Here is a 12937-nt window from a genome sequence, read left to right on the forward strand (position 1 = left end):
CAAACGCGCCGCGGATCATCGGCAAGAAGGACCACGACGGCCGCACGCTGTTCACCGAACTCGGCGAACTGGACCCGGACGGCATCGCCGCCGGCCTGGCCAGGGTCCTGCCGCGGGACATCCCGCCGGTCGAGGCCTACCGCGGACGCCGTCGCCGCGAGCGCATCGCCGTCCCGCTGCTCGCCCGCACGCCGTACTTCTGCTCGGGCTGCCCGCACAACTCGTCGACGAAGGTCCCGGAAGGCACGCTCGTCGGCGGCGGCATCGGCTGCCACACCATGGCCTTGTTCATGGAGCCCGACCAGGTCGGCACCGTCCTCGGTGTGACGCAGATGGGCGGCGAAGGCACCCAGTGGATCGGCATGGCGCCGTTCGTCGAGGCGCAGCACTTCGTCCAGAACATCGGCGACGGCACCTTCACCCACTCCGGCAGCCTCGCCGTGCGCGCGGCGGTGGCGGCCGGCGTGAACATCACCTACAAGCTGCTCTACAACTCCGCCGTGGCGATGACCGGCGGCCAGGACGCCGTCGGCGGGCTGCCCGTCGAGAAGGTCGCCCAGCTGCTGCTGGTCGAGGGTGCGAAGCGGGTCGTGATCACCAGCGACGCCCCCGCGAAACACCGGAAGCTCCCCGCGGGCGTCGAGGTCCGCGACCGCTCCGAACTCCTGCGCACGCAGGAGGAACTGGCCGCGGTCAAGGGCGTCACCGTGCTGATCCACGAGCAGGAATGCGCGGCCGAGAAGCGGCGGAAGCGCCGGCGCGGGAAGCAGACCGCGCCCGCGACGCGCGTGGTCGTCAACGAGCGCGTCTGCGAGGGCTGCGGCGACTGCGGCACCAAGTCGAACTGCCTGTCCGTGCAGCCGGTGCAGACCGAGTTCGGCCGCAAGACCGCGATCCACCAGTCGTCGTGCAACGTCGACTACTCCTGCCTGGCCGGGGACTGCCCGTCGTTCGTCACCGTGGTGCCGTCCGGGAAGAAGCGGCGCCGGAAGGCCGTCGAACTGGCGGCCGACGCCGTTCCCGCACCGGAAACCCAGGACGCAGACTTCACCGTGCGGATCACCGGGATCGGCGGCACCGGCGTGGTCACCGTGACGCAGATCCTCGCCACCGCCGCGGTCCTCGACGGACGGCACGTCCGCACGCTCGACCAGACCGGGCTCGCGCAGAAGGGCGGCGCGGTCGTCTCCGACCTGAAGGTGACGGCGGAGCCGGTCGAACAGGCCCCGAAGCTGGCGGCCGGCGAGTGCGACCTCTACCTGGCCTGTGACGCGCTGGTCGGGGCGGACACGGCGAACCTGAAGGCCGCCGATCCGGCTCGCACCACCGTCGTCGTCTCCACGACCGAGATCCCGACCGGCCGGATGGTCGTCGACACGACGGTGTCCTTCCCGGAGCCCGGCAGCGTGCTCGCGCCTCTCGAAGCCGCGGCGAAGCGCACGGTGTCGCTGGACGCGCGCGGACTGGCCGAGGAGTTCTTCGACGACGACCAGTTCGCCAACGTGCTGCAGCTCGGCGCGGCTTTCCAGACCGGCGCGATCCCGCTGCCCGCGTCGGTGATCGAACGCGCCATCGAGCTGAACGGCACCCAGGTCGCCGCGAACCTGCAGGCGTTCCGCCGCGGCCGCCTGCTCGTCGCCGAGCCCCCGGCGGCCGCCACCCGGCCCGCGACGGCGAAGCCGCACCCGATGCGGGCCCTGGTGCACGCCGAGCCCGGCTCCGAGCTGGCGCGGCTGCTCGACATCCGGATCCCCGACCTGGTCGCCTACCAGGACAAGGCCTACGCCCACGCGTACGCGGAGTTCGTCGAGCGGGTCCGGGTGCTGGAGGACGGGCCGACCGAAATCACCGAAGCCGTCGCGAAGCACCTGTACAAGCTGATGGCGTACAAGGACGAGTACGAGGTCGCCCGCCTGTCGCTGGACCCGGCCTTCACCGACGGCCTCGAAGAGCAGTTCGGCGCGGGCACGAAGTACGCCTATCGGCTGCACCCGCCGGTCCTGCGGGCACTCGGGATGCGGCGCAAGATCAGCCTCGGCCCGTGGTTCCGGCCGGCGTTCCGGCTGCTGCACGCGCTGCGCCGGCTGCGCGGGACCCGCTTCGACCCGTTCGGCCGCGCCGAGGTGCGGCGAGTCGAGCGCGAGCTGATCGAGGACTACCGCAACGTGGTGCTGGAGGCGTTCCGGACCCGGGATCGAGCACGGGCACTGGCCCTGGCCGAACTGCCCGACCTCGTCCGCGGCTACGAGGACGTCAAGCTCGCCAACGTGGCGAAGTACCGCGAACGGCAGGCCGAAGTCCTCACGCCCGCAGGTAGCTGAGCATCGCCTGGGCGCCGTCGGGGACGCGCAGTTTCGTGCTGACGTCCCCGGCGTGCTGCCGGGCCGCGGCGGTGCCGATGCCGAGCAGCCGCCCGATCGTCGGCACCGAATGGCCCTCGGCCAGCAACGCCACCACCTCGCGCTCGCGGGGTGTCAGCGTCGCCACCGGGTCGCCGGGCCGGGGCCGGGCCAGCTGCACCGCCACGACGTCGCGGTCCAGGACCGTGCCGCCCGCCGCGACCCGCCGGAGGGCGTCGAGGAACTCGTCGGGCTTGCCGACGCGCTCTTTGAGCAGGTACCCGGCTCCCCCGCCGCCGGCGGCCAGGAGGTCGCCCGCGTAGCCGTCTTCGACGAACGCCGACAGCGCGAGGATCGCCAGGCCGGGGACGCGGCGCCGGGCTTCGAGGGCGGCGCGGAGCCCTTCGTCGGTGAACGTCGGCGGCATCCGGACGTCGACGACGGCCAGGTCCGGTTCTTCGGCGCCGACCGTCGCCACCAGGTCGTCCGGGTGGTCGACGGCGGCGGTGACCTCGAACCCCTCGCTGCGCAGGAGCAGCACCAGCCCCTCGCGCAGCAGGGCGTCGTCCTCCGCGATCACGATCCGCACGACGGCTGCCTCCTCGCGTCCGCGTCATCCCCTGCCTGGGTGCACGGACGTACGGGGCAAAACGTTCAGCTCTGGCCGGACCAGCCGCTCAGCCGGGTCAGCAGGCGTTCCAGGACCTCGGGGTCGGCGGCCACCGGATCGCCGGAGACCGGCTCGTCGACGAGCGTCCGACGGTCCTGGCGGCGGGGCAGGCGCACCTGCCGCGCGGTCATGCCGCCCGGCAGCGGCAGTTCGCACCAGGTGGTGCGGCCGCCGCCGTCGGCCGGCGAGACGCCGAGCCGCTCGCCGGGGCGGGCCGGGGTGTCCGGCCGTCCGGGGACGTCGTCGTCGACCTCGATCGACAGCACCTCGGCGCGCAGCCGCAGCCGCAGCGTCACGAAGGCGGGCGCCTTCGGGTCGCTCGCGTCGATCACGGCCTCGACCAGGCGTTTCGCGGTGGCGGTCACCTGCTCCAGCATCGGCAGCAGGGACCAGTCGGTGAGAATCAGGCGGACGAACAGCTCGGTCACCGGCAGCGCGCTGGGCTGCGCGACGAGCCGGATGTCGTCCATCTGGGAGGTGTGCGCGCTCAAACCCGACCTTCCTCGCCCAAGGTGCGCCTGTGCCGCACCACGTCAGTCCGCCCGCCGCGGCACGGTACCGCCCGGGCCGGACGTTGCCACCGTCGGGGCCTTGGGTGAGCTGCTCGAGGACGAGGCCGAGCCCGTCGAGCGGCTGCTCGGCGCGCAGGCGAAGGCGGTCGAGGTGTGGCCCGATCTTCGAGGAGTTCGACGCCGGCCGCGCGTATTTCGCCGCGCGGCCGGACGTCACGGGGCATCGGCGGGTTCTTCGAGCAGCTCCTCGACCTCGGGCCCGCCGCCGCGGACTCCTGACCGGGCTCAGACCCGGGCCGGGACCCAGAGCTCGTCGATGGCGCGTTCCGCCGCCGCGAGGCTCTCTTCGGCGAGCGGGATGAGTTCCGCCAGGGCCGGGCGGACCGGCGCCAGCGTCAGCTCGGCGGTGATGAAGCGCGGCTCCAGGCCGGTGAGGGAAACGCCGTGCGGGAGCCACTGCTGGGCGTGGTCCCAGCCTTCGCGCGGCGTGCCCTCGCCGTAGCCGCCGCCCCGGCTGGCCAGCACGACGAACTCGCGGCCGCCGAGCAGGCCGGCGTTGGTCTCGGGGTCGACCGACAGGCCCGGGGCGATGAGGTGGTCGACCCAGGTCTTGACGGTGCTCGGCGGCCCGAAGTTGTACAGCGGCAGGCCGAGCAGCACGGTGTCGGCCGCCTTGACCTCCTCGACGAGCTCGACCGTCCGCGCCCAGGCCGCCGCCTGCTCGGGCGTGTGTTCCGCGGGTGGCACCCGCCCGGCCATGGCGCCGGCCGCGTCGACGTGCGGGATCGGGTGGGCGCCCAGGTCGCGGTAGGTGACGGTGCCGTCCGGGTGCGCGGAGCGCCACGCCGCCGCGGCCCGCGCGCTGAGCCGCCGGCTCACCGAGGCGTCGCCCTGGATGCTCGAGTCGATGTGCAGGAGATGAGCCATGTCGTTAGCCGTCCATAGATCGTTGGTGTAGGACAAACCATTGATAGCACATCGACCATTGGACTGCCCATATACTGGGCGGCATGACCTCGCTCCCGGTCGTCAACCAGCCCCCGCACCGCTGCGGCGCGCTGGTCGACCACCTAGCGCGCCGGCTGCGGCTGCGCAGCGAGTCGGTGCTGGCCCCGCTCGGCCTGCGGCCGCGGCACCTGATCCCCCTCACGGTGCTGCGCGACCGCGGCGGCAGCTCGCAGCAGGACCTGGCGAAGATCCTGGAAATGGACAGCACGAACGTGGTGACCCTGCTCAACGAGCTGGAGACGGAGAACCTGATCGCGCGGCGCCGGTCGCCCGAGGACCGCCGCCGTCACCTGGTCGAACTGACCGACGTGGGCGCGAAGCTGCTGGCGCGGGCGGAGTTCGCGTTGACAGCGGTCGAGGACGAGGTGTTCAGCGGGCTGAGCGACGAGCAGCGGGAGACGCTCTACGAGCTGTTGCAGCAGGCGACGCGCAAGACCGGCGTGGAGGCCTGCCGGGAGACGCCGCCCTGCTGAGCGTCACGCGCCGGCGATGTCCCGCGCCAGCTGCTGCGCTTCCGGCAGCGTGAACTTCCCGGTGATCTGCGTGGCGCCGTCGGTGATGGCGGCCTGGATCTGCGGCGCGGTGAGCACCCGGCTCTTCACGACCATCGCGACCTGCTTGCCGACGTTGCTGCCGGTCCGCTCCGCCCACGTCCGCGCCCCGGCCGTGCTGAAGCTGAGGTTGACGACGGAGCTTCCCGTCGCCGGATCGAGCCGGGCCTCCACCCAGCCCACGTCAGCGCCGCTGAGGAACCCCGGGCCGAGGACGAACCGGCTGCCCGTGCCGGGGTCGCAGCTCACCAGTGGGAGCGCCGGATCGTCCCGGCCGTCCAGGGTGTCCGGCGCGTCCGGCGCGCAGTCGAGCGCGCGGGCCGCGGCCTCCTGAGCGGCCGGGTCCGTGCTCTGCCGCTGCCCCGGCGGGCCGGCCGCCGGCCCGGGCGGCAGCTCACCCAGCACGGGGCGGAACCGCAGCCGCGAGGAGGATCCGCACAAGGGGTCATCCTGGTGGAAAAGCGGACTTCCGGGAAGCGCGGTCAAAGGGGTTCTTGGTACATGGCCAGGACTCGTTGCAGCTGCGCTATCCGCCGCTGCGCTTCCTCCAGCCGGCTCTCCAGCTTCTCCCGCTCGCGGCGCTCGTACTCGGCCCGGGTGAAGTGCAGTTCCATGAAGTCGACGACCCGGCCCAGCTGGTGCCGGCTGTCCTTCGACTCGGCCGCGACGAGCTCGACCTGCTCTTCGGCCTGGCGTCGGGCCTGGTTGATCTCCGCCAGCTCGACCCGCATGTTCTCGATGTGCGCACGTTCGCGACCGTGCAGGACACGCAGATCCTGCTCGCGCTGCACGTCACCCGGCGAGACCACCGCTCCGGCCACCGCCCGGCCGGCGCGCAACCGTTCCAGGTCCGCTTCCAGCTGCCGGCACTTGGTCTCCTCGCGGGCCAGGCGGGCCGCCAGGTCCTGCTCCCGCCGCCGCAGATCGGACACTTCCTGCCGGGCCTCGGCGAGGCGGTCACCCAGGTCGCGGGAGAAGTCGTCGAAGTCGTTCCGGACCACGACCAGATCGAGCTCCTGCGGGCCGGTGCTCGTCTCCAGCCGGGCCCGGGCCCGCTGCCACGGGCCGAGCGCTTCGCTGGGCATCCCGCATGCGAGCAGGATCGTCACCAGCTGGTGCTCGCGAGGCAGCCGGGTTCCGTTGAACAGGTCGGTCATGGTCGATTTGGCCAGCGACTTCGGGCGGTTCGACGACGACTTGGCCAGTTCGTCGTACGTCATCCCCGAGCGCGACCGGACCTGCCGCAGCAAGCCGGCGAAGTCGGCGACGCTGTTCGCCTGCTCCGGCACCAGATCGCCGAACAGGCCGGAAGAGGGGGAAACGACCACATCAACCGGTCGCACCAGCCGACCGGCGTGTTACGCGTCCCGTTCCGGCCCGTCCGCTCCCGTTCGCATCGTTCCGGCTTCGTTCGGATCGCTGTGAAACGCGCGGCGGAGCGGGTCTTCTGGAGACATGAACTCCTCAAGCACCGGCACCACGAACTCCGCGGACCTGTTCGATTTCCTGAAGTGGGTGATGAGCTCCCGGGCCCGCTCGAAGGACATGCGCAAGCTGCTCTGCGTCGCCGGCGGTATCGTGGCGATCCTGGTCGGCGTCCTCGTCGTGGGCCTGGCCGTGTCCGGCCTGGCCTCCGCCGCGGCCGGGGTGCTCTGCGGCGCCGTCGGCCACCGGTTCCGCGGCCGGAGACCCAGCGGCCGGGACGACGTCACCCCTCGGGCGGGAACAGGCGAGGCATGAAGGCCAGCATCAGCGCCGACCAGACCACGTGCGTCAGCAGCGGCGCCTGCACCCCGCCCGACCGGCCGCGCTGCCACGCGAACAACGTGCCCATCACCGCCGACGCCAGCACGAGCGCCGGGTTCCGGGTCGCCGTCGTGGAAAGCACGTACACCGCCGTGGCGACCCGGGCCCCGGACGCGTCGTACAGGGCGCCGCGGAAGAAGACCTCCTCCGCCGCTCCCGTGAGCAACGTCGTCGCCGCCACCGAGGCCGTCGGGCCGCGGCGGGCGTGGTCCAGGACCCCGGCGATCGCGCGGCGCAGCAGCGGGATGCGGCGGGCCACCAGCGCGCACCCGTAGAACACGCCGAACGCGCCCGCGCCCATGGCCACCGGCTGGACGACGTCCGCGCTCCCCCGGCGGACCGGCCCGGCGACCCGGGCCCCGGCGAGCCAGGTGGCCGCGACCGAGGCCGTCAGCACGTGGAAGCGGCGCGATCCGGGGCGGCTGGCCAGTGACGCGCCGAGCAGGCCGGATCCGGCGGCGGTCACCGCGGCGAGGACCGGCTTCACGCCGGCCGCCGGCTCTTCGCGCGCTCGCCCAGGGCCTGCAGCACCGCTTCGTCGTAGCCCATCGGCTCGAAGTCGACGATCCGGCGGATCGCGTCGTCGCGGACCACGACCTCGTTGGTCATCGAGTCGATCAGCGCCCGCCCGGTCGGGACGTCGATGTCGGTGACCAGCGACAGCCAGTACGACGACAGCCGCGGGGACAGCAGCGGGACCGGCAGGATCAGCAGCGGCCGGCCCTCGATCGCCGCCACCCGCTGCAGCATGTCGCGGTAGGCCAGCACTTCCGGGCCGCCGATGTCGAACGTCCGGCCCGCGGCCTCCGGGTGGTCGAGCACACCGACGAGGTAACGCACGACGTCGGCGATCGCGATCGGCTGCGTCCGCGTGGTGACCCAGCGCGGGGTCACCATGGCCGGCAGGTGCTCGACCAGCTGCCGGGTCAGCTCCCACGACGTGCCGCCGTGGCCGATCACGATCCCGGCACGCAGCACCGTCACCGGCACGCCGGTCTCCCCCAGCAGCCGTTCGACCTCGCGCCGGCTGGCCAGGTGCTCGGACAGCGCATCGTCGTCGTCCCCGAGCCCGCCGAGGTAGACGATCCGGCGCAGGCCTTCCGCGGCCCGGGCGAACGCGCGCGCGGCATCGGCGTCACGGCGCTTGAAGTCCGCACTGTCGAGTGAATGCACGAGGTAGTACGCGGCTTCGACGCCCTTGAGCGCGTCCCGCAGCGAACCGACGTCGGCGACGTCGCCGCGGACGGCTTTCCCGGCGCCGCGGTACTTCGCGGGGTGGCGGGTCATCGCGAGCACCTCGTGGCCGGCCGCCTCGAGCGCCGGGCACAACCGGCTGCCGACGAACCCCGACGCCCCTGCCACCAGCACCCGCATGCCCGCGACGTTAGCCGGGACGGCCTTCGCGCGCAGATCGTCCGCCGCCGGCGAAGCAGACCGCGGCGACGACCCCGGCACACCCGATCAGCTGCGCCCACCCGGGCGTCTCCCCGAGCAGGCCGATGCCGAGCAGGACCGCGCCGACCGGCTGCAGGAGCATCAGCGTCGCCCCGGTGGTCGCGGACATCCGGGGCAGCGCGGCGGAGATGAGCAGCCAGCCCGCCAGCTGGCCGACGCCGGCGAGCGCGATCAGCCAGCCGAACGCGGGCCAGCCCGGGGTCAGGTCGAGCGTGCCGGTCGGGACGCCGAGCACGACGGCGACCACCCCGGCGGAGACCGTGGCCAGCACCAGTGAGTGCGCTTGCGTGCCGGTGCCGCCGCTGAGCCGGATCAGGAAGAGGTAGCCGGCGTACCCGGCGCCGGCCAGCAGCGCCGCGACCGCGCCGGTGACCGGGTCCGGGCCGAACGAGCCGGTGCCGGCGAAGCCGCCGGCCAGCACGATCCCGGCGAGCAGCACGGGCACCGCGGTGAGGAACCGCTTCGACGGCCGTTCGGCCAGGAACGCGAAGGCCAGCAGCGGCACGATCACCACCTGCACGGCGAGGAGCACAGTCGCGATGCCGGCGCCGACCCGCGGGATCGCCTCGCCCCAGAGCACGAAGTCCAGGCCGAGCCCGGTCCCGGCCAGCAGCGGCAGGAGCACCCGGCGCCGGCCGGGCGTGCGCCGTTCGCGGCCGGCCAGCACGAGCAGCACCGGCAGGGCGAGCAGGCAGCGCCAGAACGCGCTCGTGCTGCCGCTGACGTGCGAAACCTTGATGAAGACCGACGACAGCGAGATGCAAAAACTGCCGAGGGCGGCGAGCAGGCGCGGGTCGAGGCGGCGAGTGAGCGTCGGGGCGGTCGTGAGCACGTCTCCAGCGTGCGGACGCCGACTGTCAAGGACAAGCGAATGTTTCTGCCTGGAATTCGGTAGCATCGCTACCGTGTTCGGACTGGAGCGTATGCGGGCGCTGCACGCGGTCGCCACCCACGGCTCGGTCGCCGCGGCGGCCGAATCCCTGCACGTGACGCCGTCCGGGGTGTCCCAGCAGCTGGCGAAGCTGGAACGCGAGGCCGGCCAGCCGCTTCTGGAGCCGCGCGGCCGCGGGGTCCGGCTGACGAAGGCGGGCCACGTGCTGGCCGGCCACGCGGAGCGGATCCTCGCCCAGGTCGCCACGGCGAAGGCGGATCTGGAGCTGCTGCGCGACGACGTCATCGGGCCGCTGCGGATCGGCGCGATCCCGACGACGGTCCACGCGCTGCTCCCGCCCGCGCTGGCCACCCTCGCCGCGCAGCACCCGCGGCTCGCGGTGACGCTGCACGAGGGCGAGGCCGAGCAGACGATGCCGCGCGTGCTGGCCGGCGACCTCGACGTCGCGGTGCTGGAGAGCTGGACCGACCACCCGACGGTGATCCCGCCGTCGGCGGCGAGCAGCACGCTGTTCTCCGACGTCGCCGACCTCGCCCTGCCGGCCGGGCACCGGCTGGCCCACCGCAAGACGGTCGACCTGTCCGAAGTGGACGACCTGCCGTGGATCGGCTGGAGCGCGGGTTCGGGGTGCCACGAGTGGCTGGTCCGGGTGCTGCGCAAGCAACGGCTGGAGCCGCGGATCAGCTGCACGGTCGGCGGCTACCCGACCCAGCTGGCCCTGGTGGCGGGCAACCTCGGCGCGGCGCTGGTCCCCCGGCTGGCCCGCGACCGCGTGCCGGAGGGGGTGCGGATCCTGGCCACGCGGCCGGCGCTGAGCCGCACGATCCACGCGGTCTGCCGGGCGGGCGAGGAGGACCGCGGGGCGGTACGGGCCTGCCTGGACGCGCTGCGGGCGGCGTCGGCGCGGTTCGAAAGCGCGGGCCGGGTCACCGGCTGAGCCGCGCCACCATCTCGGTCACCAACCGGCCCGGGCGCCGGTGGTGCACCAGGAAGATCTCCCGCTCCGGCCGGGCGTCCGCCGCGTCGCGGACCTCGACGCGGGCCGGCCCGACCCGCTCGAGCACGCTCTCCGGGACGAACGCGATGCCGAGCCCGGCTTCCACCAGCGCCACGATCACCTGGTAGTCCCGCGTCTCGTACGCCACCCGCAGCCCCACGCCCGCGGCGCCGGCGAGCTGCTCCAGGCACGCGCGGTTGGGTACGCCCGGGCTGCCGGAAATCCAGTCCTCCGCAGCCAGTGCCCGCAGGGTGAGCCGGCGGGCGCGCGCCTTCGCGTGCCCCTTCGGCAGGATCAGCCGGAACCGCTCCGAACGCAGCAGCGACCGCTGCAGGCCGCGCGGGTCGGGCAGCGGTGCGCCGGGATACCGGTGGGTGATCAGCAGGTCGAGTTCGCGGGAACTGACCAGGCCGTACCCGTCCGGCGGCTCGAGGTCGAGCAGCCGCAGCGCCACGCCGGGGTGGTCCCGGCGGAAGCCGGCGAGCGCGGCCGGCACCAGGGTCATGCCCGCGCTCGCGAACGTGCCGACGGTGAGCTCCTCGTCGAGCAGCGCCCGGACCGTCCGCTCGGCCGTCCGCAGCTCCCCGACGATCGCCTCGGCGTGGACGAGCAGCGCCTCCCCGACCGGCGTGAGCGTGACGCCGCGGGCGTGGCGGTCCAGCAGGCGGGCGCCGACGTCGCGCTCCAGCTTCGCCAGCTGCTGCGAGACGGCGGACGGTGTGAACGAAAGCCGTTGCGCGGCCGCGGCGATCGAGCCGGCGTGGGCGACCTCGGCCAGCACGGCCAGGCGATGGGCGTCGAGCACGGAAGCCTCCAGCCGTAAGTGCTGCTTAATCCAGCATAGGAGACGTCGCTGGTGCTTACGGCGGGCCGCGCGCATGCTGGAGCCATGATCAGCACTGCGGATGTCGAACGGGCGGCCGCGCGCATCGAGGGACGGGTCCGCCGGACGCCGGTGCTCGCCGCGGACGAGGGCGTGTGGTTCAAGCTGGAACACCTGCAGCACACCGGGTCGTTCAAGGCCCGCGGCGCCTTCAACCGGATCATCGCCGCGGGCGAGCAGAACGGCGTTGTCGCCGCTTCGGGCGGGAACGCCGGCCTCGCCGTCGCCTACGCCGCCTCGGAATTCGGCCTCCCGGCACGGGTCTACGTCCCGGCGACCGCGCCCGCCGTGAAGGTCGCGAAACTCCGGCAGCTCGGCGCGACGGTGGAATTGGCCGGCGAAAAGTACGCCGACGCCTACGACGCGGCCGTGAAACACGCGGCCGACTCCGGCGAGCTCTTCTGCCACGCCTACGACCAGCCGGACATCTGCGCCGGGCAGGGCACCCTCGGCCTCGAACTGCTGGAGCAGGCCGGCGACCTGGACACGATCCTCGTCGCGGTCGGCGGAGGTGGCCTGCTGGCCGGGGTCGCCGCCGCGGTCGAAGGCCGGGCGCGGGTGGTCGGCGTCGAGCCCCGCACGATCCCGACGCTGCACTCCGCCCTGGCCGCGGGTGAGCCGGTCGCGGTCGACGTCGCCGGCATCGCCGCCGACTCCCTGGGCGCGACCCGGCTCGGTGACATCGCGTTCGCCGTCGCCACCCGCACCAACGCGGGCTCGGTGCTGGTGGAGGACACGGCGATCGCCGAAGCGCGGGCGGCGTTGTGGGACCGCTACCGCCTCGCCGTCGAACCGGGTGGGGCGACCGCGTTCGCCGCCCTGCTGTCCGGCGCCTACCGGCCGTCGCCGGGCGAGCGCGTGGCCGTCCTGCTCTGCGGCGCCAACACCGACCCCGCCACGCTCACTTCCCCGAAAGCCGCGCCACCACCGGGGCGAACTCCTCGAGGAACGCGCCGTTGACGCTGAAGTAGGACACGCCCTGTTCCTCGCGGCGGCGTTCGAGCTCGGCCACCATCTCGTCGACGTCGCCGCGGAGCAGGCCGAGGGAGTCGTGCTCGATGAGCGTCTCGGCGTCGACGCCGATGAAGCCGCGGATCCACGGTGGCACCTCGGTGCCGACGACCCAGATGTTCATCGCGAACTCGATGTCGCGATCACCGGCCGCGGAACGGACTTCCTCGACGTGCCCGGTCATTTCCTCGCGGGTGGTCAGCACGCCGCCGGCCATCGTGACGATGTCGGCCTTCAGCCCGGCGAGGCGGCGCACCTTCGGCCCGCCGGCGGCGATCATCACCGGCGTGTGCCCGTCGCCGTCGAGCCGGCGGATGTGGTCGACCGTCTCGGAAACCGCGTCGAGCCGGTCCTGTCCCGAACCGTACGGGAGCCCGAGTTCCCCGGCCTGCTGGCGCATTTCCGGCCGCCCGGTGCCGAGCCCGAGCTCGAACCGGCCGTCGGTGACGACGGTCAGGCTGTGCGCTTCCCAGGCCGCCGCCCGCGGCGTGCGCAGCGGGCTGGCCAGGACGAACGAGCCGACGCGCAGCTCGGTCGTCGCCGCGGCGGCCGCGGCGAGGGCGGCGGTCGGTGTCGGCATGTTCAGGTTGTCCGGGCACAGCACGGTCGAATAGCCGAGTTCTTCGGCCCGGCGAGCGGTGGCCAGCCACTTCGCGCCGCCCTCGGTCGCGCCCGCGACCACGCCGAACCGGAACGCCTTCTGCGGCATCGAACACCCCCACGTCGTTGGTCCTTCGATCAAACCACCGGTGCGCCCCGGCCGGCCCCCCCCGCCCGGCGCCCCCCCCACGCCGGGTCGCCGAGCTTGCGGGC

At 73.4% G+C, this 12937-nt stretch carries 15 protein-coding genes; 5 read left to right on the top strand and 10 right to left on the bottom strand.

Features of this window, described 5'->3' with window-relative positions:
* Positions 1–2321 (top strand): indolepyruvate ferredoxin oxidoreductase family protein (locus ACWDN5_RS43370; RefSeq protein WP_449680369.1); only part of this gene is annotated, 2321 nt, incomplete at its 5' end.
* Here ACWDN5_RS43370 and ACWDN5_RS43375 read toward each other — a convergent pair.
* From ACWDN5_RS43375 to ACWDN5_RS43385, 3 genes are all read right to left on the bottom strand, one after another.
* Positions 2302–2928, bottom strand: coding sequence for a response regulator transcription factor (locus ACWDN5_RS43375; RefSeq protein ID WP_310971537.1), 627 nt, complete (start codon positions 2926–2928; stop codon positions 2302–2304). The two genes, ACWDN5_RS43370 and ACWDN5_RS43375, sit on opposite strands and share 20 nt — an antisense overlap.
* Positions 2929–2993: 65 nt before the next feature.
* A complete protein-coding gene (locus tag ACWDN5_RS43380; protein ID WP_449680370.1) occupies positions 2994–3500 on the bottom strand; it encodes an ATP-binding protein in 507 nt (168 codons plus the stop codon).
* Between the two features lie 306 nt (positions 3501–3806).
* Positions 3807–4448: an FMN-dependent NADH-azoreductase gene (locus ACWDN5_RS43385; RefSeq protein ID WP_449680371.1), complete on the bottom strand. Its 642-nt coding sequence runs from the start codon at positions 4446–4448 to the stop codon at positions 3807–3809.
* An 83-nt stretch (positions 4449–4531) separates the two neighbouring features.
* Between ACWDN5_RS43385 and ACWDN5_RS43390 the strand changes: the two genes are divergently transcribed.
* Entirely contained in the window at positions 4532–5002 is a 471-nt protein-coding gene (locus ACWDN5_RS43390) for a MarR family winged helix-turn-helix transcriptional regulator (RefSeq protein WP_310971533.1), read from the top strand.
* A gap of 3 nt (positions 5003–5005) precedes the next feature.
* On the opposite strand, the gene ACWDN5_RS43395 is transcribed toward ACWDN5_RS43390, so the two are convergent.
* Both ACWDN5_RS43395 and ACWDN5_RS43400 read right to left on the bottom strand, forming a co-directional pair.
* Entirely contained in the window at positions 5006–5521 is a 516-nt protein-coding gene (locus tag ACWDN5_RS43395; protein ID WP_449680372.1) for a SecDF P1 head subdomain-containing protein, read from the bottom strand.
* A gap of 41 nt (positions 5522–5562) precedes the next feature.
* Positions 5563–6423 (bottom strand): helix-turn-helix domain-containing protein, encoded by an 861-nt coding sequence (locus tag ACWDN5_RS43400; RefSeq protein ID WP_449680373.1) that lies wholly within the window; start codon positions 6421–6423, stop codon positions 5563–5565.
* A gap of 112 nt (positions 6424–6535) precedes the next feature.
* Here ACWDN5_RS43400 and ACWDN5_RS43405 point away from each other — a divergent pair, with 112 nt between their 5' ends.
* Positions 6536–6820, top strand: a complete 285-nt coding sequence (locus tag ACWDN5_RS43405; protein WP_449680374.1) for a hypothetical protein — start codon at positions 6536–6538, stop codon at positions 6818–6820.
* On the opposite strand, the gene ACWDN5_RS43410 is transcribed toward ACWDN5_RS43405, so the two are convergent.
* The 3 genes from ACWDN5_RS43410 to ACWDN5_RS43420 are packed head-to-tail and all read right to left on the bottom strand — an operon-like array spanning position 6789 to position 9173.
* A complete protein-coding gene (locus ACWDN5_RS43410; protein ID WP_449680375.1) occupies positions 6789–7373 on the bottom strand; it encodes a CPBP family glutamic-type intramembrane protease in 585 nt (194 codons plus the stop codon). The two genes, ACWDN5_RS43405 and ACWDN5_RS43410, sit on opposite strands and share 32 nt — an antisense overlap.
* Positions 7370–8260 carry an NAD(P)H-binding protein gene (locus ACWDN5_RS43415; RefSeq protein ID WP_449680376.1) on the bottom strand — a complete coding sequence of 297 codons (891 nt, stop codon included), beginning with the start codon at positions 8258–8260 and terminating at the stop codon, positions 7370–7372. The genes ACWDN5_RS43410 and ACWDN5_RS43415 overlap by 4 nt, the downstream gene beginning before the upstream one ends.
* A 10-nt stretch (positions 8261–8270) precedes the next feature.
* Positions 8271–9173, bottom strand: coding sequence for a DMT family transporter (locus tag ACWDN5_RS43420; RefSeq protein WP_310971527.1), 903 nt, complete (start codon positions 9171–9173; stop codon positions 8271–8273).
* A 73-nt stretch (positions 9174–9246) separates the two neighbouring features.
* On the opposite strand from ACWDN5_RS43420, the gene ACWDN5_RS43425 reads away from it, so the two are divergent.
* Positions 9247–10170: a LysR family transcriptional regulator gene (locus ACWDN5_RS43425; protein ID WP_310971526.1), complete on the top strand. Its 924-nt coding sequence runs from the start codon at positions 9247–9249 to the stop codon at positions 10168–10170.
* On the opposite strand, the gene ACWDN5_RS43430 is transcribed toward ACWDN5_RS43425, so the two are convergent.
* Complete coding sequence (locus ACWDN5_RS43430; RefSeq protein WP_449680377.1) at positions 10160–11035, bottom strand: LysR substrate-binding domain-containing protein; 876 nt, start codon at positions 11033–11035, stop codon at positions 10160–10162. The genes ACWDN5_RS43425 and ACWDN5_RS43430 overlap by 11 nt on opposite strands.
* Before the next feature lie 84 nt (positions 11036–11119).
* On the opposite strand from ACWDN5_RS43430, the gene ACWDN5_RS43435 reads away from it, so the two are divergent.
* On the top strand, positions 11120–12073 hold the full coding sequence (locus tag ACWDN5_RS43435; protein WP_310971524.1) for a threonine/serine dehydratase: 954 nt from the start codon (positions 11120–11122) through the stop codon (positions 12071–12073).
* Here ACWDN5_RS43435 and ACWDN5_RS43440 read toward each other — a convergent pair.
* Positions 12015–12833: an LLM class flavin-dependent oxidoreductase gene (locus ACWDN5_RS43440; protein WP_449680378.1), complete on the bottom strand. Its 819-nt coding sequence runs from the start codon at positions 12831–12833 to the stop codon at positions 12015–12017. The genes ACWDN5_RS43435 and ACWDN5_RS43440 overlap by 59 nt on opposite strands.
* Positions 12834–12937 lie beyond the last annotated feature (104 nt).

Source organism: Amycolatopsis sp. NPDC003731 (assembly GCF_053586895.1).